The 20,480-nt window shown below is 51.0% G+C and carries 22 protein-coding genes; 13 read left to right on the forward strand and 9 right to left on the reverse strand.

Annotated features, from left to right (window positions below; translation table 11 throughout):
- Nucleotides 1–142: 142 nt before the first annotated feature.
- The 4 genes from KNP60_RS11055 to KNP60_RS11070 form a co-directional block, all read right to left on the reverse strand.
- A complete protein-coding gene (locus KNP60_RS11055) occupies nucleotides 143–1,117 on the reverse strand; it encodes an IS30 family transposase (RefSeq protein WP_214797467.1) in 975 nt (324 codons plus the stop codon).
- A 117-nt stretch (nucleotides 1,118–1,234) separates the two neighbouring features.
- Nucleotides 1,235–3,649, reverse strand: a complete 2,415-nt coding sequence (locus KNP60_RS11060) for a heavy metal translocating P-type ATPase (protein WP_214797468.1) — start codon at nucleotides 3,647–3,649, stop codon at nucleotides 1,235–1,237.
- Complete coding sequence (locus tag KNP60_RS11065; protein ID WP_029595499.1) at nucleotides 3,642–4,007, reverse strand: ArsR/SmtB family transcription factor; 366 nt, start codon at nucleotides 4,005–4,007, stop codon at nucleotides 3,642–3,644. Before KNP60_RS11065 ends, KNP60_RS11060 begins: the two co-directional genes overlap by 8 nt.
- Before the next feature lie 95 nt (nucleotides 4,008–4,102).
- Entirely contained in the window at nucleotides 4,103–4,717 is a 615-nt protein-coding gene (locus KNP60_RS11070; RefSeq protein ID WP_029595498.1) for a CadD family cadmium resistance transporter, read from the reverse strand.
- A gap of 777 nt (nucleotides 4,718–5,494) precedes the next feature.
- Between KNP60_RS11070 and KNP60_RS11075 the strand changes: the two genes are divergently transcribed.
- The 12 genes from KNP60_RS11075 to KNP60_RS11125 all read left to right on the forward strand — a co-directional run bounded on the left by KNP60_RS11075 (nucleotide 5,495) and on the right by KNP60_RS11125 (nucleotide 13,290).
- A complete protein-coding gene (locus KNP60_RS11075) occupies nucleotides 5,495–6,265 on the forward strand; it encodes an ISL3 family transposase (RefSeq protein WP_084592806.1) in 771 nt (256 codons plus the stop codon).
- 158 nt (nucleotides 6,266–6,423) lie between these two features.
- On the forward strand, nucleotides 6,424–6,858 hold the full coding sequence (locus KNP60_RS11080) for a hypothetical protein (protein ID WP_051627722.1): 435 nt from the start codon (nucleotides 6,424–6,426) through the stop codon (nucleotides 6,856–6,858).
- Nucleotides 6,859–6,950: 92 nt separating this feature from the next.
- Nucleotides 6,951–7,634 (forward strand): hypothetical protein, encoded by a 684-nt coding sequence (locus KNP60_RS11085; protein WP_131472747.1) that lies wholly within the window; start codon nucleotides 6,951–6,953, stop codon nucleotides 7,632–7,634.
- 71 nt (nucleotides 7,635–7,705) lie between these two features.
- A complete protein-coding gene (locus KNP60_RS11090; RefSeq protein ID WP_131472745.1) occupies nucleotides 7,706–8,482 on the forward strand; it encodes a hypothetical protein in 777 nt (258 codons plus the stop codon).
- A gap of 284 nt (nucleotides 8,483–8,766) precedes the next feature.
- A complete protein-coding gene (locus KNP60_RS11095) occupies nucleotides 8,767–9,414 on the forward strand; it encodes a DUF2750 domain-containing protein (protein WP_214797469.1) in 648 nt (215 codons plus the stop codon).
- A 144-nt stretch (nucleotides 9,415–9,558) separates the two neighbouring features.
- Nucleotides 9,559–10,320, forward strand: coding sequence for a hypothetical protein (locus KNP60_RS11100; RefSeq protein WP_214797470.1), 762 nt, complete (start codon nucleotides 9,559–9,561; stop codon nucleotides 10,318–10,320).
- A gap of 25 nt (nucleotides 10,321–10,345) precedes the next feature.
- Entirely contained in the window at nucleotides 10,346–10,480 is a 135-nt protein-coding gene (locus KNP60_RS15580; protein ID WP_285800881.1) for a hypothetical protein, read from the forward strand.
- Between the two features lie 6 nt (nucleotides 10,481–10,486).
- Nucleotides 10,487–10,855, forward strand: a complete 369-nt coding sequence (locus KNP60_RS11105; RefSeq protein WP_353048654.1) for a GNAT family N-acetyltransferase — start codon at nucleotides 10,487–10,489, stop codon at nucleotides 10,853–10,855.
- A gap of 43 nt (nucleotides 10,856–10,898) precedes the next feature.
- Nucleotides 10,899–11,381, forward strand: coding sequence for an SRPBCC family protein (locus tag KNP60_RS11110; RefSeq protein ID WP_034777574.1), 483 nt, complete (start codon nucleotides 10,899–10,901; stop codon nucleotides 11,379–11,381).
- 6 nt (nucleotides 11,382–11,387) lie between these two features.
- Complete coding sequence (locus KNP60_RS11115) at nucleotides 11,388–11,864, forward strand: GNAT family N-acetyltransferase (RefSeq protein WP_214716207.1); 477 nt, start codon at nucleotides 11,388–11,390, stop codon at nucleotides 11,862–11,864.
- A 19-nt stretch (nucleotides 11,865–11,883) separates the two neighbouring features.
- The gene (locus tag KNP60_RS11120) at nucleotides 11,884–12,864 is read left to right on the forward strand and encodes a Gfo/Idh/MocA family protein (protein WP_214797472.1); all 981 of its coding nucleotides are present in this window, start codon (nucleotides 11,884–11,886) and stop codon (nucleotides 12,862–12,864) included.
- A 60-nt stretch (nucleotides 12,865–12,924) separates the two neighbouring features.
- Nucleotides 12,925–13,290 (forward strand): hypothetical protein, encoded by a 366-nt coding sequence (locus tag KNP60_RS11125; RefSeq protein ID WP_214797473.1) that lies wholly within the window; start codon nucleotides 12,925–12,927, stop codon nucleotides 13,288–13,290.
- Here the strand turns inward: KNP60_RS11125 and KNP60_RS11130 are convergent.
- The 4 genes from KNP60_RS11130 to KNP60_RS11145 form a co-directional block, all read right to left on the reverse strand.
- Nucleotides 13,284–13,829 (reverse strand): P-loop NTPase family protein, encoded by a 546-nt coding sequence (locus tag KNP60_RS11130; RefSeq protein WP_214797474.1) that lies wholly within the window; start codon nucleotides 13,827–13,829, stop codon nucleotides 13,284–13,286. The genes KNP60_RS11125 and KNP60_RS11130 overlap by 7 nt on opposite strands.
- 66 nt (nucleotides 13,830–13,895) lie before the next feature.
- The gene (locus KNP60_RS11135; protein ID WP_214797475.1) at nucleotides 13,896–14,714 is read right to left on the reverse strand and encodes an SDR family NAD(P)-dependent oxidoreductase; all 819 of its coding nucleotides are present in this window, start codon (nucleotides 14,712–14,714) and stop codon (nucleotides 13,896–13,898) included.
- 67 nt (nucleotides 14,715–14,781) lie between these two features.
- Nucleotides 14,782–15,330 carry an AAA family ATPase gene (locus KNP60_RS11140; protein WP_483299264.1) on the reverse strand — a complete coding sequence of 183 codons (549 nt, stop codon included), beginning with the start codon at nucleotides 15,328–15,330 and terminating at the stop codon, nucleotides 14,782–14,784.
- A 79-nt stretch (nucleotides 15,331–15,409) separates the two neighbouring features.
- Nucleotides 15,410–16,042 carry a class I SAM-dependent methyltransferase gene (locus KNP60_RS11145; protein WP_251128658.1) on the reverse strand — a complete coding sequence of 211 codons (633 nt, stop codon included), beginning with the start codon at nucleotides 16,040–16,042 and terminating at the stop codon, nucleotides 15,410–15,412.
- A gap of 316 nt (nucleotides 16,043–16,358) precedes the next feature.
- On the opposite strand from KNP60_RS11145, the gene KNP60_RS11150 reads away from it, so the two are divergent.
- Nucleotides 16,359–16,925: a histidine phosphatase family protein gene (locus KNP60_RS11150; protein ID WP_214797477.1), complete on the forward strand. Its 567-nt coding sequence runs from the start codon at nucleotides 16,359–16,361 to the stop codon at nucleotides 16,923–16,925.
- A gap of 160 nt (nucleotides 16,926–17,085) precedes the next feature.
- On the opposite strand, the gene KNP60_RS11155 is transcribed toward KNP60_RS11150, so the two are convergent.
- Entirely contained in the window at nucleotides 17,086–20,466 is a 3,381-nt protein-coding gene (locus tag KNP60_RS11155) for a dynamin family protein (protein WP_214797478.1), read from the reverse strand.
- Between the last annotated feature and the right edge of the window lie 14 nt (nucleotides 20,467–20,480).

The following is a 20,480-nucleotide window of genomic DNA, read 5'->3' on the forward strand; positions in this document are numbered from 1 at the left end:
GTATAGCATCACTATATTACAAAAAAGTATATCAAATTCATTTCAAAAATTGACAAGAGATTTAATCAAAAAATGCATAGTTTTTTCACAAACGGATTTTATGATAAAAATTAAACACATTTCTTTTTTATAAGACGGTTTGTCAAATTAAGCGCAACACTTCCTCGGTGAAGGCCTCGTGTGCGGTTTTCCAGTCCAGGCACTTTCTCGGTCGCCCGTTGATCTTGGCCAGCGCATCCGCGAGTTCACCGTCACCGACCTGCGCGAAGTCCGTTCCTTTCGGGAAGAACTCGCGGAGGAGCCCGTTGGCGTTCTCGTTGCTCCCCCGTTGCCACGATGAGTACGGGTCGGCGAAATACATCGGCACGCCGAGCGACGCCTGGATGCGCTCGTGACCGCTGAACTCCTTGCCCCGGTCCGTCGTCGCCGTCTCGAACGTGCCTTCCGGGAAGGCACCGTGCACCGCATGGATCGCCCCCTCCATCGAGGCCGCGGTGCGGTCCGCGATTGGCAGGGCGAGATAGAACCGGCTCTTCCGCTCGATGAACGTCGCGACGCACGCCTTCGATTTCCCACGTCCGGAGACGACGGTGTCGAGCTCCCAATGCCCGAATGTCCGGCGACCCCTGACCTCTGGAGGTCGTTTCGAGATGGGGAGACCGACGTTGATGCGACCGCGCGTCTCGGTCGGCTTTTGACGTTTCCCCTTCTGGCGGAGCACGGTCACGGGCACGTCGATCCGTCCCGCATAGATCCAGCGGTAGATGGTGGGGAAGGCAATTTTTCCTGCGTAGAGGCGGCCGACGATCTGTTCTGGTGACCAGGTCGCACGCAGCTTCTCGACGATCGTCCGGCGCATCGTGTCGTCGAGCTTCGTCTTGACGCCGCAATGGGTTTTCGCCTTCTCGTAGCGTTTCTGCGCACGTCCTGACTCGTAGCCGGGGTTCCGTCTGATCTCCCGCGAGACGGTCGAGGGCTGTCGCCCGATCCGTCTCGCGATGGACCGGATGGACATCCCGAGCTCCAGATAGGTCTCTATTTTCACGCGCACCGTTGTGGTAAGATGGGTGTAGCTCTTAGCGATTCCTCCGTCTGAATGTTTGTGTCGTAACTTCATTCTAAACGAGGCCATCGCTGTGGGCTTTTTTTTGCGTTCACGTTCAGATGTTGCACTTAATTTTATAATTCATCATAAAAAAGGGGTTTCCAGATAATCGGAAACCCCTTTTGCTTTTTATTCTTTCACTCGCATCAGCCGTAAACTGTTTAACGCGACTAGAAGGGTAGCGCCCATATCCGACATGATGGCGATCCACAGGGTCAGCCAACCCGGAATGACCAATAGCAGCGCAATCACTTTGATGCCGATGGCGAACGTAATGTTCGCTTTGATGATATTCAGGGATTTCCGACTCAATTTCACCGTGAATGGCAGCTTGCTCAAATCGTCGCCCATCAAAGCGACATCCGCCGTTTCCAAAGCGGTATCCGTTCCGGCTCCGCCCATGGCAATCCCGACCGTAGAAGCGGCGAGTGCCGGCGCGTCGTTCACGCCGTCTCCAATCATCGCCACCTTGCCGTACTCGGCCCGTAAGCGTTTGATGACATTCAATTTGTCCTCCGGCATCAGCTCGGCCTGGATTTCGGTGACGCCGACCTCTCGGCCGATGGCCTGACCGGTCGCTTTGTTGTCACCCGTCAGCATGATCGTCTTCTTGATGCCCATGTCGTGCAGCTTCTGGATGACTTCCTTGCTGGAGTCCCGGACTTCATCGGCCACGGCGATGACCGCCAGGATGTTTTGTTCCGTTCCGATGATCATGGCCGTCTTGCCCTGATTTTGAAGAGCTGTGACATTTTGTTCCAAGTTCTTATCCGCACTTGCGGCGCCCAGCTCGTTGAAGAGGATCGGGCTGCCGATATAGTACGTGGTTCCTTCGACGGTTCCTTTAATCCCTTTGCCGGTAATGGATGAGAAGTCCTCGACCAAGACCGAAGAATAAGAAATATTTTCTGCATCCGCTTTTTTCATGATGGCCGAAGCAAGGGGATGCTGTGAGCGGTACTCCAGTGCTGTGACGATAGAAAGCAGCTCTTTTTCACTGATTCCCTTGTTCAGCACTTCAAAGTCCGTGACAACCGGAACCCCTTTGGTCAAGGTGCCGGTCTTGTCAAACGCGATGGCTTTCAGCGCGCCCATTTCTTCCAAATACACGCCGCCTTTTACCAAAACGCCTTTTTTCGCTGCGTTCCCGATAGCAGATACAATCGAAATCGGAGTCGAAATGACCAAAGCACACGGGCATCCTACGACTAGCACAGCCAATCCTTGGTAGACCCAGGTTTCCCAGCTGGCATCAAACAGAATGGGAGGAACGATGGCTACAAGCGCAGCAACGACCATGATAATCGGTGTATAATATTTGGCAAATTTATCGACAAACGCCTGCGAAGGAGCCCGTTCGCCTTGTGCTTCCTCAACCAGGTGGATGATTTTCGCAATGGTTGTGTCTTCAACCAACTTCGTGACTTTGACTTCGAGCAAGCCTTCTTCATTCAGCGTGCCCGCGAAGACGTCATCGTTCACCGTTTTGGCGACCGGCACGGATTCCCCGGTGATGGCCGCCTGATTGACCGCCGAATACCCGTTGGTCACCGTGCCGTCCATCGCAATCTTCTGTCCCGGTCTGACAATCATGGTGTCGCCCACCACAATGTCGTCTACCGAAATTAAATGTTCTTGGCCATTCCGCCGGACCAGTGCCTCTTTCGGAGCGATGTCCATCAACGAACGGATGGATTGTCTCGCCCGGTCCATGGAATAGCGTTCCAGTGCTTCACTGATCGCAAAGAGGATGACCACGATGGCCGCTTCCGCCCATTCCCCGATAAAGGCTGCCCCGATGACCGCAACGGTCATGAGGGTCTTCATGTCGAAATCCAGGCGAATCAGGTTCTGGAAGCCGACTTTGAAGAGCGAGTACCCGCCAATGACAATCGCCGCCACAAACAGGAGCGACGTCATCAGGTTGTCTTCGCCATTGACGAACTGGGAAATGTAGCCGAACACGATCAAGAGGGTGGAGTAGAGCAAGGTGCTGTGCTTTTGGTAGAACGGCACTTTCTTCTCTGTTCGAGCTGGCGCTTTTTCGGTTCCGGTATTCGTGATAGCTGGACGTCCTGTAATTTCAGGCGCCACCTTCAAGTTTTCAAACGCACCGGCTTTCTCCAATTCGTCGATGGTCGCTGCCCCGTAAACGGAAATTTTTGAAGCCCCGAAGTTCACTTTGGCATCCTGGACACCGGGGATCTGCTTGACGTTGTTCTCAAACTTCCCGGCGCAGTTCGCGCATGTAAAGCCTTCTACCCGGAAGACATTTTTGTCTTCGACGGTCACTTCAGGAGCCGCCTGGCGTTTCGGTTTTTCCGGTGCGACCTTCAAATTCTCGAAAGCGCCGGCTTTTTCCAGTTCCTCGACCGTCGCCTCGCCGTAGACCGCAATTTTCGAAGCCCCAAAGTTCACTTTGGCATCCTGGACACCGGGAATCTGTTTGACGTTCTTCTCGAATTTCCCGGCGCAATTCGCACACGAAAAGCCCTCAACCCGGTAGACCGTTTTGTCTTCTGTTTCCTTCGTTTTTTCAACCAACGGAAACAACCTCCTTCTGATGGATGAAGGCCACTTGCACCAAGTGTTTCACATGCGCGTCATCCAGTGAGTAGTAGACCAACTTGCCTTCCTTGCTGTATTTCGCCAACCCCATATTATTCAGTAGTCGCAGGTGGTAGGAGGCGGTTGCGGTAGATGAACCGATGATATTCGCAACGTCACACACACACAGTTTGTCCTCCAGCGATAAGGCGTAGGCGATCTTGATACGCGTATCGTCCGACAACGCCTTGAAGATCTTCGCCACTTCCAATGGATTTTGTTCAGACAGTTGCTGCTGGACTCGTTCCACCTTTTCTTCATCTACACAGACCACATCACAAATCTCTTTTGCCATTTTCATTCACTCCTTTTTCTCACTTCTGTTTACTCATTCGTTTTTTCAAGTAAGTGATTTTCTTCTATATAAAACAAAGAGTGCAAAGAATCACTTCAACTCACCAATCCCCAAAGGAATCGGAAAGTCCCATTCTCCGCCATAATCAAGATGCCGAGCCCGATGAAGACAATCGGCACAATCCACCGTTCCCAATTTTCTATCGTTTCAGAAATCGTTTTAACGGCTGCCAACCGGTAACTGAGGTAACACAAGACGGCGACCAGGATGGCAAAGACAACCAGCATCACCACAGTTTCACTTGGATTCAAGGTTGAAAAGTAGGGTATGTAGACGCCAATGTTGTCGCCGCCAGCCGCCAGGGTAATGACTGTAATGGTGACAAACAAGCGATTGGGGTTTCCGGAAGACAAACGGGACAGGAGATTCTCTTCGTCGTCCTCGTCTTCTTCTCGCTTCCAGACCCGGATGCCCAGGTAAATCGGAATGAGCCCTAGCAAGCCCACCCAGTGGGACGGCACAAGCGTCAGGCTGTACGCAGCCAACAGGCTGACGCCCACCAAGATGGCTGTTCCTAGGTATTGTCCGATGACAATGGATTTTAACTGGCCTTTTTTCATCGTTTGTGAAAACAGGATCAGCAAAATAATGACGTAATCAATGCTGGTCGCCACATAAGCGGCAACCGCGGTAAAAATCGTGGTTAACAGCACCCTCATCTCCTTTACGGATATCCTAGTGTGAAGTGATACCCTCTGATAGTTATACATTCAAACAAACGTTTGATTAATGCAAGTGTACAAAGATTTCGCTAGATTGTCAATTATATATTCAAATGATTGTTTTAATGTTTGGGCATGCTTGTTAGAATGAACAGGGAGCGACAAGTGGCAAGGCAAATTGAAATTTAGTATGGCCAATGCCTGCATGTCTTGTTAAGCATTCTATCTTTAGAAGAGCTGAAAATGGTATAGAAGAGGCTCATCACCATAAGGCGTGGTTGACGCATAAAATCCATCAGATTTTGAATTGAACATAGAAAAAAAGCGAAAACCCCGGTATCGTAATTGTTGCCTAGACAAACCACGATTGGAGTTTTCGCTTTGTCCCAACAGTTTATCAAATTACTTCTTCCACTTCCAGACCTTTTTCAGATCCAGATGTCTTCAGACGAAGAACCGAACGTTTTCCCGGTCATCCCGGATCGACACGACATCCCTTGCCCGCTTTGCCAGAGAAAGACAGTCCTGCATTCGAAAAGGCGACGTCGCTTCCGACACGGTCACGCATGGAACGTCGGTATACTCTGGATTGAGCTGGATGTCCCACGTCAAAGATGCTTCTCTTGTGATTTGACGTTCGTGTATGACTACGGTCTCGGGCTCGTCCGCACCTCCACCGAGGTGTTCCGGAAAGGCATCGCAGAACGTTGCCACGGTAGGACGATCTCAGATGTAGCGCGTGAATAGGGATTACCTTACACGACGGTGGAACGATGGTTTTATCGGTACGCCTCAGTAGAGACAGAGAAGCATACGACAGACGTCCTCATCGACGAGTTCGCCACACGAAAAGGACATCACTATGCGACAATCGCCCTCGATGCGGAGAGTGGTCGGCTCCTGTCCATTGTCCCGGGAAGGGACGTCACGGCCATCACGGCTGCACTCCAAGGCATAGCCGGAGACATCCGTTCTGTCGTCAGTGACTTTGCACCGACAATGGCGAAGGCCGTCGCACATGTCTTCCCGGATGCGAAACATGTGCTGGATCGTTTCCATCTCATCCAGTTCTTCACGGACGCCCTTCGCCGTCGGCGTCGTTTTTTGAACGAGGTGAAACGTCACCATCATGTCCGTGTGATTGACCGTGCTCTCGCCTGTCGTCCGGAGACGCTGTCCCCCGAAGACCGGGAGGTCGCCGATTCTTGCCTTCGGGAAGATCCGTTCACCCGGGACCTCTATCAAGGACTTCAACATATTCGATATGTGCTGAAGGCCACGTGCCATGGACAGGCGAAACGTCGACTGACCGATTGGTTGGATCGTTATCAGTCCCATCCTTGCGGGCCTCTGGCGAAGATCGCGAAATCGATCCAGAACCGAGAGGAAGCGATGCGTCGAACAATCGTGTCCAGTCTATCGAACGGAAAGATGGAAGGAACGAACAACAAAATCAAGCTTATCAAACGCCGTGGTTATGGCTACCGAAACCTCGAACGTTTCTTTTTGAGATTACGCTTCGAGCTTGGTCGTTAAAATAGCAACCACGTGTTATGGTGATGAGCCAATGATTATAGCGTGTGATAGTTGCGGAAACAAATCGAGGATTCTTCGTTCCATCGCGCTAGGTTTTAAACGGAAATGAATGAAAAAAAGAGCGTTGATGAATCATCAAGGAAGGGGCAAGCGTTCAAATGAGCCTGAAAAAACAACTACACAAGGCGATCCTCTCAAATGACCGAGCGACCGTTCAACGTCTAGTGAAGCCGCTCGCTCACGAAGTGGTGTTAGATACATTTCTTGAAGTTGCGTTTGATACGGATGATTTAGCGGTCTACGAAATCGTATGCGATCAGATTCAAGTTGAGCAGACTGCGGATTGGGAAGAGGCTGCGTCGCTTCTCATGAGCCAACCGTTCTGTCACCATCCTCATGCCTATGAACGGGCCTACGAACATGCGAAACGTGCTGTCGTGCTTGATTCTAGTCGCATAGATCTAAAGGAATACTTGCTCTTTTTCAATGCGATTCCCGACAAATTAATGACGGATGATGAAGCGAACGAATTAGCGACCGAGATTCTAAAGCTGCGGCCAACAAGTCAGGTCGCTAAGATGCATCTTCTGTAAAACGATGACTAGAGTCGTGCTGAATGATTATTCCAAGTGGAAACGTCCAATGATACAATGTGATGTAAGTCATCCCTAGAGGAGGCGACAACATGCGTTGGATGATTCGGCTTGGTTTGACCGCAGTGCTGACAGTAGGAACGGTCTTTATTGGACTTCGTCTCATCAGCTTGTTGATGGAATGGTGGTATGAGCCTCCGACCTCGGGGTTAAAGTTGCGACCGACACCGGCAGAATCTGAGTATTTGATGGAGTCGTCCGAAGGAAAGATGAGGATACCGAAAGAAGAAGAACAGTCTCGTCTGAAACTGGACTATTTGGATTATACGATTGATTCTGTGACTACCGTCATCGAACGAGGCGATGGCCTCTTCTATTGGGTGTTGATACTAGCCTGTGTATTGCTTAGCGTACTGATTTTTGCCGCTAACATTCGTTTTCAGCACCGCAAGCGAGCTGACGAAACAGCTTCGTTCACGACGCGGACGTTCTCGCGTCATTCAGTCCCGAGCTCGATGACGAGTGTCGAAGAACCGGCTTGGACCGGTGTGACGATTCGAGACGCGCTCATCACGTTCAATCAGGCGTTACCGCCGGCGAAGAAATGGTTGCCGACAGAAACGGTTTTAGAGTGGGCACGGCGCATCGAATTGACGGACATCGATTTCAAGCCATATTTGGAAGAGCGCTATGGAATGACAGATTCGGTGACACCGAAAGAAGTTGACCGCTTCCGCAGAAGGCTCGAGCAGTATCAAGACCGTCTAGCTCGTTGAGTAAACGTATAAACGATTCATCGTGTTCGATTGAACAACAAGATAGCAGTGAATATGGGAGGTGAAACTGGATGGAGCTACAAGTTGAGACGTTATTTAAAATGGATAGGCTTAGCATAATTGATGCCGATTTATCAGGTGGTGAAGTGATTGTTCTGGTGGATCAGGATGGCCAGGTCGTCTATTGGAATGAGCGAATGATACGACTGCCGTTTCATTTGAGTTCGCCATTCATCCGTCTACTTGATTCAGAAACGTTTCTCGTCGTCGATGTGACGCACGAAGGTACACCCGGCAACGCCTGGGTTATCGATGGGCGAGGGTCGATACTTCATTCGTTCCATGCGGGCAACGCCATCGGAGCTGTCGCCGTCAACGACACGGGGATTTGGATCGGCTATGCCGATGAAGGGGTGTTCGGGGAAGGGATATCCACCGAGGCACTCGTCTGTTTCTCGAGGACAGGGGAAGTGTTACAACGCTATCAGTCAGATTTTGTACGTCCGCCGACCATTGTCGACTGCGAATTGTTGCAAGCAAATCAAACCGGGGTATGGTTCTGTCCGTCGATTTGGTATGACTTGATTCATGTTGATTTAACCGGTCGACTCAACAAGTATAAGACGCCGAAGCGACTTCACGACAGTTCGGCGCTGACGATTCAAGGACAGGTCGGCTACTTCGTAAAAGACGGGTTGTTGTACAAGTGGCCGTTCGGTGCACGCAAACGCCCTGACGTTGTAGCTGAGTTTTCGGGAACTGCTAGAGGGTTAGGGGAGGGTGAACGGTTCCACTTCATTCAAATCGGTGATTATGAAGTGAGCGGCGTTCAGCTCGTTAACGAGTGATGACGCATATAGGTAGTCGTTGAATCGACTAAGAAGTTACAACTTACAACCGAATGATTTCTCGTGACGATGGACCTTGTCTATAGGTCCTTTTTTACGTTTTACAAACGTTTGGCGCAACAGAATCGTGATCATTATTGAATCAACTTGTCGGAATCAATTCCCTCTTTTTTGTAAATTCAGTATACTCATGTTATTGATGTTAGAAAGAAGGCGATGAGATGAGGCTTGATACGAATCTTTCAGGAATTTCGGTCGAAACGATTGAACAGGTAGAGTAACAAGTGGGGTCACGCTTCCCGGACGGCTTACGTGACGCATGGGGTCATGAGAACAAGTTCGAACTTGGGGATTGGTTCTTTTATCCGATCAAGGACGAGCGGTTTTTCAATAAGACATGGGATGACGTCATTCGAGCCAACGAATTGAAACAAGAGGAGTTACCGCATGGGTACGTGACGCTTGCGACGAACGGATCCGGTGATGAGCTCGGTTTTTTGAAAGACGACCGGGAGACGATTTACGCCTGGTGGCACGAGATAAATGACCTCGAGGTGGCGGCGCATTCGTTTGAGGCGTTCGTCGAAGTGACGCAGGCGGAAAGCGACGTGCTCGAGACATTTTGCGAACGAGTCGAGAAGAATGGACTCGTCTTCGGATTATCTGCGGAGCAAGACGAGGGGTGGGCGTACGCACCATCGCACGTCGAAGACACAGACGTCCTGTTATTCTTTTCGTCACGAGAGCTTGCGCTCGCGTGCCGGGTTAAAGAATGGGCCGACTATCATGTGATCGAGTTGCCGGTCGAGCTATTCCTTGAACGCTGGTTGCCGAACATGTCGGATGATGAGCTGCTGTGCGGCCTCGATTGGTCGAGCGAGCTGGTAGGGTTGGAATATGACCCAGAAACCATTCTAGAGTATTTTGAATAATTTTATTTCAAATACCGCATGTGATATCTTTTTTAAAAAAATATAGCAACGAATATGATAAATTCTTTTTCTAAAAACGCAATCATATCGACAGAATTACTAGCGCTCATCGTGGAAAGCGACGTGGGAGAGGAGAACACATCTTTGAATGATTATAACGTAGGGAATATCTTTGAGCTGTATTCAGGCAACGAGACCCTCTCGGTGGAGCAACAGGCGATGATGGATCCCATCGACGCCTACGTTGAGGCAAACCAGTTCAAACAGCTTGAACATTACCTTCAACAAACCCGAGGCATCGAGCAGATGTTGATTGATCATGTGATGATGGACCCGACCGATAACAGCCGATGGGACATGCTCATCGGGTATGAGTTGATTGATACCATCGAAGATTTTGCCCGGGTGAATAGCTTCGGTCTCACTGCCTATACGTTTCATCCGAATGACCCGTTCTATTTCGCGCTCGCCTTATATTGGACGGGTTGGAATGACTTTGTCATCACAGACGAACACGTCGCCTTAGCAGAGTCGCTCATCGAACAAGGGCCAGAAGAAGTGAGCGGCTTGCTTTGTATTGCGTTGGCGAAGAGAGACATCGATCATTTCGATTATACATATGTTCAACGAGCGATTGAACGATGCCCGTGGGCCGTCGAACCATATATGCGTCTCGGCGAACATCGCTTGCGAGCCCATCCAGCAGAAGGAAAGATGCTTCTACAGCAAGGGCTTGACCGGGTGAAGTATACGTGGGGATTCGATCAAAAGGGGCGCTGGTTCAACACGGGATCGCAGTATTTTAATCCGACCACGTGGCGACAAGACACAATCGCTGAGCTGCTCGGTCTAAGCATGGACCACGACGAGTATAAAAAATACGAGCGGATCATCAATAAAAGATAGTCACCCTAAAGAACGGAGCATTGGAATGAACACAATCGCATTAGCCAAACCATCAGATTTAACTGCAATCGAACGACTGTATCTCGCTTGTAAAGACGATTTGCTCACCCGACAGATTTTTCAATGGGACGACACGTATCCGAACCGCGCCTATTTTTAGGAATGTATCAAAGACGATTCTGTCTATATCATGAAACACGGTGAGGAGTTGCTCGGAGTCGTTGTACTCGATCAATGGCAGTCGCACGAATGGGAGGCGATCGACTGGCGTCACGACCATCCGCTCGTCATCCATTCCTTGATGGTGCACCCGGAGCGGCAAGGTCAAGGCATCGGAAAAGCCATGTTGCATGCCTCGGAACAGTTGGCGAAAGCGGAAGGTTACACCAGCATCCGGCTCGACAGCTTCTCAGAGAATGAGGCAGCCTGCAGCTTTTACAAACGACACGGCTACGTGGAACGTGGAAGCGTCCATTTCGATTCGAAACCGAAAGGGCATGAACGGTATGTCTGTTTTGAAAAAGAACTTGTCTAACGTAATGAAAAAAAGAATGTCGATCGATGAAGGAGGATTTGATGTGAAACAACTCGAAGTGGCTACATATACGATGACAATCGACGCACCGATTGACCACACGTTCGCTTGTCTCGCAGAAGACGAACATATCATCAAATGGAACGACCATTTGATCGAAAATATTTATGAGGACGGTGACGCCTCACTCGTGACGGGAAAACGGTTCATCTCGGTCCAACAGTTCGAGAAAAAAGAGATTCGGGTCGAATCCGAGTTGACCCATGTCAATCGTCCTCACGAATGCGAGGTGCAGGCGGTGACGAATCAAGGGGTGTCGATTGCGACGTATACGTTGAGCGAGACAACGGACGGGACGGATGTGACGATTCGGATTTCACTCATCCCTTCATCCTGGCTATATGCCCTATATGTGAAGGCGTTCAAATGGGCGATTCGCCTGATTTACGATGAACAGTTTAAACAGTTCCGCATCTACACCGAGGCGAGTGCATCAAAACCGTCACTTGCCCGAGAGGCGGAGTGATTTGCGATGATTGAACCGATTACCTCCTCGACGCGTGACGCGGTCCGTGCATTCTTTATCGATGCCTGGGGCACACCTGAGATGGTGATCTCGACCGGGACGTATGATTGCGCCACGCTTGACGGGTTTGTCTGGTCGGAAACGAACGTCATCATCGGCCTCGTCACGTATGTCATTCGGGAAGACGAGATTGAGATCATCTCGCTCGACAGCCTCCAGGAGAAGCGTGGCATCGGCTCGGCGCTCCTCGATGAAGTGGAGAGAGTGGCCAAGCAACATCAGCTCGAACGGCTGTCGCTCATCACGACGAACGACAATCTGGGAGCGCTCGCATTTTACCAACGCCGAGGCTGGCGCTTCGCACGGATCATCCCGGGTGCGGTCGATGCGGCCAGGCTACATAAACCGTCGATTCCCGTCATTGGGGAGCACCGTATCCCGCTCCATGACGAAATCATGCTTATCAAAGTCATCACAACTTAAAGAAAAGAGGGATTTTCCTATGATTCGATTCGGTATCATCGGCACGAACTTTATCACCCGTTCTTTCATTGAAGCGACCCATGAAGTCGAAGGCGCATCCGTGTCCGCCGTCTATTCCCGGACAGACGAGCGCGCGAAAACGTTCGCTGAAGAATTTGATATTCCACATACGTTCACCTCGCTCGAGGAGATGGCGTCCAGTGAGTTGATTGATGCGGTATATATCGCGAGCCCGAACTCGCTCCACGCCGAGCAGAGCCTGCTCTTCATCCGCCACGGCAAGCACGTCCTCTGTGAGAAACCGTTCGCCTCGAACGTCGAGGAAGTCAGACAGATGCTTGAGACGGCGCGCGAACATGACGTCGTCTTGCTCGAAGCGCTCCGCAACCTGTTCATGCCGAACTTCGATGTGTTGCGTCAAGAACTCCATCGCGTCGGACCGGTCCGGCGTGTCATCTTGAACAAGTCGCAATACTCGTCACGCTATGACTTGTATAAGCGCGGGGACAACCCGAACACGTTCAATCCAGCCTTCTCGAACGGTTCACTGATGGACCTAGGCGTCTATTGCCTCGGTCCGGCCTTGAAGCTGTTCGGTCGACCGGACGGCGTGCAAGCGAACGCGGTCAAGCTCGAGTCAGGTGTCGACGGAAGTGGTTCGGCCATCTTGTCGTATGACGGGATGGACATCATCGTGCTCCACTCGAAGATCCATGGCACGGACGCACCGACCGAGATTATCGGGGAAGCGGGGCGCATCGTGATTGACGATATCGGTTCGATCGACCGCTTGACATTCGTTGGCCGCGACGGGACGACCGTCGAACTCGGCTTAGAACAGGAGAGCCATATGACGTACGAGATTCAAACGTTCGTGAACATGATTGAAGCAGGGGAGCGGGAGACCGAGATCCATTCGTTTGCCGATATGCTCACACTCGCGGACGTCATGACTGATATCCGGCAGCGCATCGACGTGCGGTATCCGGCTGACGCATAACAAAGAGCCTCGAGCATGTGCCCGAGGCTCTTATTCTGAATAGAGGGGAAGGATTTAACAATGAACGTTCAAGAAATTTTAGCGGAATTTGAAAAGATATATTATTGGGACTCTCGTGTGCTCGGGTGTGAGTGTCGGTACTATGGAGATGAAGTGTTAATCAAAATCGAAGAAGAAAATGAGAGTTATCATCATCAAATCGAATTTTTAGGGTGTATTAAAGTCGACATCTCTGCTCCTTTGAACGACCGGGTGGCACCCATCAAAGAATTAACTAGATTACAGCTACCTTACTTTATGCACGATATCGCTGTCTCGAGTTACATGTTGGATGGGACCGAGGTATTCGTATGTAATCTGTTGTTCCCTCCCGCAAGCGCTGAAATTCATTTCACCAAAATCAGATTCGGGAAGGAATATCATTGATGCTGATCCTGTTTTAACACATCCATGATCATTGCGATCCGTTCCTCTGTCGAGTGGTCGCCTTCGATCCTTAGGATGGGACAAGCCAGTTCAGCAAGCCATTGTTCATGCAACGTCTTGCTTCTCACTTCCGTCCCGGCATGGTCGTAAAGGGCGGCCCATCTCAAAAACGCTTGCGATTGCTCGTATAGACTGCCGCCAGCTAGTGCCGCTGCTCCATAGCGCTTGAACTCCCGTTGTTGCAATCTGGCCAAACGAACATCGGGCGGAATCCATAAAAAGATAACCAAATCCAAATAGGGCATGAAGCAGTCGCCCCAACCGACAAGCGACCCTGACAGAATCCACTGTTCAGAGTGGAACAACTCTTCCTTGAGCATTTCGCGTCGTTCAGGGACGGGTCTCGGTTCGGTGAATTTGGTGATCCAGAAATAGTCATCTGTATCGAGATGAGTATGCGGCAGCACGTTCGCTAACGCGTCGCCAAGTGTTGACGTCCCGGAGCCGGAAGCGCCTACTATATGAATGTGGTGTTTCATTCCTTTTCCTCCCTTCTATACAGACATCATAAAAATATTTGAAGCCATGACTACGTATGTTACTGTTCAGAACGGTGAAGGACGAGACCCGTCGATATCTGTGAAGCCATAGTGCTCGGACAGCGCCGCGACAGTGAGGGTTTGACCGCTATAAAGATTTTTGTCCAAATCGTTCGCGAGCGCGACGACGGCACGACCGACGTAGGCTGTCGTCTCTGTCGTCCCGTCCTCTGGTTTGAAGCCGGCGTCGAGGACACGTTCCGTCCGCATCCAGCCGGGGCTCAAGGCGACAACCGAAATCTTCAGGTTCAGGGCTTCGAACTCCTTGGCCATCACATAAGTCATCCGATTGATGGTGTTCATGGCCAAATCATAATACAGATTGCTGGCGACTCCGCTTTCTGTGAACGAAGTGATGTTGATGACGACGGCCTGTTCACTTGCTTGAAGGAGCGGGACGGCGTGTCGAATTGTTGAGAGATAAGCCTTTGGTCCTGCGACCATCATCGCATCCCAATGCTCGTTCGGTCTCTCCCAAAAATGTCGTCCTTGTCCCCGAGGCACCGAATCTTCTGAACCGCCGAAGATGCTATTCACTAATAGATCGATTCGACCATGTTCTGATTTGATTCGAGCGTAAAGGCGTTCAAGTTCTTGTTCATCTGTATGATCGCATGGGACAGCGATGCCAGTCCCTCCACGTGACGTGACGGCAGAGGCCGTATCTTCAATCGTCTCCGGTCGACCGTCCGTTCGTTTCGAACCAGAACTTCTTCCCGTCACATAAACGGTCGCGCCGGCGTTCCCGAGTTCCAAGGCAATGCCTCTCCCGGCGCCACGCGAAGCACCGGCGACGAGCGCGACTTTTCCTTTCAATGGATACATGTTTAGTCCTCCCAGAATACGTATCGAATCATCAGATTCAATGGATGTATGTATTCAACCAAAAAACTTATGGTTTTAAATAGATTTCCTGAATATCGGTAATAATATTTCTTTCAATCTCTTCTTTAGACAGTTCACAGGTCAATATGGATTCATTGTTCACACCTAACCAATCCTCAGCACGATACCATTTCATTAAATCCTGTTCGGTAAACTCGAGGTCGTCACCTTTTGTTCGATGTCGTTTGAAAGTCTCTTCTAAAGATAAGTCAAAATAGTAGACGAGCGCATTTCCATTAAAGGCGTCAATCAGGTTCAATATCATCTTTCCATACCGTTCTTTGATTAGGATTCCTTCGAGGATTACAATCGGACAGCGTTCCATTCCATATAACGCAATCCGTTCAATCAGCTCGATCGATGAGTTATTGTCTTTGTCACGTGTATGTAAGATATCCCTTCGAATTGCGTCTTGAGAGACGAGCATCGTTTCAGGTCCAAAGTTCTTTTGAATCTGTTTGGCGATGGTCGTCTTTCCACTACCAGAATTGCCTCGCAATATAACTAGAATCGGCTTCATCATATTCTCCTTTTTACGCGATTGGGATGTTGAAATATTAGGATTGACTGGTGAGTGAAACAATCAATGGTAGCAAACTGCGAAGCGTCCATTATGTGAATACTTCGCTCTAGGTTCAACCTATACCTTTTGCGGCCACCATCGTGAACTCCCACGGGATATTCTCATCGTTCCAACCTCGATGTTCGTCAAATCGACGGATTTGAAAGCCGACGGTGATCACCGAATTCATGATGTCGCTCAGCGTATGATGTGTCAGCAAAACATGAGGGAAGTCCTGTTGTTCGTTTTCATCAAAAAACGATTTAAACGCGATGCTCTCTTCATGCAATCCGTTATCAAAATAGACGGGCCTAAATGTAGACTCAGGACCAATGCATCTTTTGAGAGGATGATAATCACTTAAAATCATGCTTCCCCCCGGTTTTAGGATGGAATAAAGGATATCGCATAATCGCTCGAGATCATCAAAGTAATGTAGGATACCGCCCTCTAAATAAAAAAGATCGAATCGGCCTTCATATTTGATTACATCGAGGTCATAGACATCACCTAACACATAGTCGATTCTCGTCTGGGCACAGGCAGCTAATTCCAGTGCATATCTTCTGTTCTCTTCGGATACATCGAAGATGGTGACGTTCGCCCCCATCAACGACAGCGGGACGGCTTTTCTTCCGTTCGACCCGCATAGATTGGCCACATTCAGTCCATCCACGTCATGAAAAAATTCTTGGTGCTTTTTCAAGCTGGCTCGTGGGTCTTTTAAAATTTCTTTTGCCTTGCCTGCTGGCGTGCCATCGCGCTTTTGCCAAAATTCATAGGCATGGTATTCCCAAGCGGTTTTTATTGGTTTCCGTCTGTTTATTCAAACGCATCTGTCCTATCTGTTTGTACCTGACGATCGAGTTGTATGTAACACTATGAAAAGCTGTATGGTTCGAAGCAAAATCAACAGTATTTAACAATTTAAGGGGTATACTAAAGTGGCGCTGGATAATTTTACAATAAGTTTCAGTGGAATGATAGTGAATGATGACATCCAAAGAACGGGAGACGATGACATGACGACCTTATATTTCGTAAGACATGCACACTCTACATATACAGCCGATGAGTGGACGAGACCTTTATCTGAAAGAGGGGCGGGTGACGTGCCTCACATCACAAACATATTAAGCAAAGAAGCGATCGAACTCGTCGTTTCGAGTCCATATAAACGAGCTATTCAAACCGTCCAAGGGATTGCTAACCAGCTTGGAACAGAAGTGCTACTCATGGACGATTTGCGGGAACGGATGTTGACGACAAAACCGGCGGAAGATTTCACGTTGGCGATGACGAAAGTGTGGGAAGATCCTACTTTTACATGGGAAGGCGGCGAATCGAACGTTGTCGCTCAAAAGCGGGGAGTCCGTGCGATTCAGGCACTACTCGACCAATACGAAGGAAAGCGAATCGCAATCGGTACGCACGGGAATATCATGGTATTGATGTTGAACTACTTCGATGACAAATACGGCTATACGTTCTGGAAAGAACTCGATATGCCGGACATATATAAAGTGACGTTCGATCAACATGAACTCGTGAACGTCGAAAAGCTATGGGACCGTCAAGGAGTGGTTTGAAATCCGTTCATGACGACATGAAAAAAGGATGGGGCCGGTCTCGGTCCCATCCTTGAAAGTCTACTCTCTATTCAGATACAGGTGGCGAATAAACAAGCCGAGTGCGACCGTCATGATGACGGCCGGAATCAGGCCGACGAGCAACAAAGAACCCATGCGTTCAGTCCTTTCTGAGCGCAGCGAGGCGCTGTGTCATGTCTTGGAACGATTGTCCGTCCGAGAGCACGCTCAATTCACCGGCGACGAGGTCGTTCACTTCACGGTCCCAGTCCTGGCTGAGCGTCGTCTCGAGCGCGGCAAGGTGCGTCGCCGTCCGTTCGACTTGATGACTTCCGACGCGCGCAAGCTGTTCACGCACCGCCGTCTTCAACAGGGCGCTCAAGTCGTCGCGCAACTTCGTCCGGCCATCGCCTTCGAAGAACTGGTTCGCATTCTTATAGTGCTTCAAGACTGGACGGAAAGGGGCCGCCTCGAACGTGATTGGGTCGACGGCGTCGCGGAGCCAATCGATGTCGATGTCATCTTCGAACGACAACGTCGGCAGGAGCGGACGCAGTTTGAGCGTCTCGCGCTCGATCAAGCGTTCCGTCTCCCGTTTCAAGAAGCGCTCGAGCCGATATTGGAACACTTGCAACTCTTGATGGATGTCATACGCATACTTGTCGAGTGTCCGGCTGAGGGCGCGCTCGAGGCTCGCCTTCGATCCATCGACCTCGACCGGATGGAACGTCTCTTTGACGAAGTCCGACAGCCGGAGGAGCGAGCGGGTCTCGAGGTGGGCGAGCAACTCGTCCGTCTCGCGCTTGAACGGGTCTTCGAGCGTCGTGACGTTGAGACAATTGTCAGACGTGCGCACTTGTTCGAGCTTGTCACGGCGGGCCGCCTTGACGCTCGCATCCGCTTCGGCCTCGCGGACGACGTCCTCGAACGCGGTGACGAGGGCATGTGCCTCATCTTTGATGCGGACCGCGTTCGCCTGACGCAAATCGTGGTCGACGAATTGCTCAAGCTTGGCCGAGAATCGTTCGAATCCTGCGTCCGTGCCTTGGATGGCGTTCCGGCTCGAAATCGGTAGCACCGTCGGATGACGGACACCGAGCTTCGTCAACTGGTTCGACACATAATCAGTGACGGCAAGCCGTTCCGTCTCATCGGCCGCCAAATCTGATGCGTTGACGAGGAAGAACATGTGATGGTCACCTGTCCCTTGGACCCGTCCGAGCTGGATGACGAGTTCACGGTCGGCCTCGGTGAAAGCGTGATTGTAGTACGTCACAAATAAAACAGCATCGGCGTCACGCATATAGCCGAACTGCACCTCGCTATGACGGTTGAACTGCGAGTCGGCACCCGGCGTGTCGACGAAGATGATGCCGCGCTCGGCCCAAGGGGAGTCGATGGCGAGCTCGATCTCTTTGACGATACAGCTCTTCTCTTCCTCCGTGACGAACGAGCAGAACGTGTCATAGTCGACCGTCTCCTGGCTACCGAGATAGGACAGGGGAGCGTTCTTGACGGCGTTTACGAACGGGTGGTCGAGATGGAGTGCGTCGAGTGACGCCCCGTAACCGTTCAGCTCGGCCTCGAGTTCGGCACGTGTCTTGAACGTGATCAACGCGCTCTTGTTGGCACGGCCGTTCGGCGGCACGATTTTCGTGATCGACGCCGTCAGTGGGTTCGGTGACGTCGGGAGCACCGTCTCACCGAGCAACGCGTTCAACGTCGACGATTTGCCGGACGAGAACGCCCCGAAGATGGCGAGCGTGTACGTCTCGGATTCGGCCCGGGCCAATTTATGACGGAGCGATTTGACGCGTGACTTGAATAACGGATGGTTCTCCAATATTTCACATACCGCATATTCATACGAAAAATCAAACGACAAAGCGGTGATATCATCCACCAAAAGCGAGGTCGAAGCAACTTCTTGTTGCTGATGTTCGACTTGTTTCTGCGGCAATTGGTCGGCCGTGACGTAGTGACGGGTCTCAAGGTCCGTCATACGCGAATCGGTGAGGTCACGTGTCGTGTAATTGATAAGCTCGTCTCGCTGTTCGGCCAGCTGACGTTGTAGCGCCAACGTATCGAGCATGTCATACAACTCATCTTGCTCGGTCTCGATGGCATGGATTCGGTCTTTACCTTCGGCCTCAAGATACGTTTCGACGGACGTGACCCACGGTTCGGACACTTTCGTCACCCAAGAGGCGAGAGCCGACTCGATGTCGCGGCTGAATTGAAGCACCGTGTCACCGCTGAGCGATGCGCCGGACTTCACTTGGTCACTGATGAGCGCGCTCGGTGCAGTCGGTAACGTATCCGGACGGGACAAAATCGCCTCGGGCAGTTTCAAATCACGGACGATGTCTTCGGCGTACTTGATCAAGTGGGGGCGAAGGTTCGTATCAATCAACCGGTTGAATTCCTTGACGGCGATGTCTTCACGACGGAGGTGTTCCTGTCGTGTCTTCTCTTTTGAGAAGAACAGGCCGACTTTGAACTCCGGTGCACAACTCTCGAGATAGTCCCGCAATAGTTCGCGGAACTCGTAGTTCATGATTGGCGCGCTCGCGACAATCGGTGTCTGGTGTTTGAAGAACTCGCGGCGGAACGCGGTGAGCCATATCGATTTTTTGTCGAGACGTTGCAGGCGGGCTTGAATCTCCGTCGGCTGCTTCTCGATGACCGGCAACTCGTTCAGGAGCGCGTCGTGCGCACCAGTGGACCGGGCGAGCAACGTGTCAACGAGCAAGTCGGCGCGCGCTTCCGCATGTTCCCGCGCGGCGTCGATGACGGTTTGGACGTACGTCCGGAGGCGTTCGACCTCATTTTCCGGGTGATCGAGCTCACGGAGCGAGATGTAGAACATATCGTCCGGATTGATCGCATGACGGGTGAAGGCGGTCTCGAGCGAGCGTTTGAACGTGCTGAATGGAAGCTCTCCTTCATCGTGCTTATCGATTTGGTTGATGATGATCGAGTAGGGACGCCCTTCGGCACTAAACTGTTTCATCAGTTTGATGTTTTGTTCGGATTGGACGTGATTGTAGTCCATCATGAAGAACAGATGGTCGGCGAGGAAGAGCGAGCGTTCCGTCGCTTGACGGTGCCGTTCATCGGTCGAGTCGATTCCGGGCGTGTCCATGAGGACGACGTCGCTTCCGAACGGGAAGCGGGGCAGGGCGTACTCGACTTCTTTAATCTCTTCGATTTTGCAGTAGTCGCTCAAACGGTCGAGCTCATCCGGCGCGAGTCGAATCCAATCTGTATCGTTGACGGCGACGGATGCCCCGATTTCCCCATGTCGAAGCGTCACGATATTCGCACTCGTCGGAATCGGACTCGTCGGTAACACACCGTCCCCGAGCCAATTGTTGAGAAGTGTCGACTTACCGGCCGAGAAATGACCACAGACCGCGATCCAAATCTCGTTTTGTGTCACTTTTCGGAGTGCGGTCTTGGCGAGACGAGCCGACTCGGTCTCAGTTTGTGTGTCAAATACGTCGGTCAATTGCGCGAGGCGCATGCGTTGTTCGTTCATAAATCCCCATCCCC

It is taken from the genome of Exiguobacterium sp. s5 (assembly GCF_018618075.1).
Taxonomy (GTDB): Bacteria; Bacillota; Bacilli; order Exiguobacteriales; family Exiguobacteriaceae; genus Exiguobacterium; species Exiguobacterium mexicanum_A.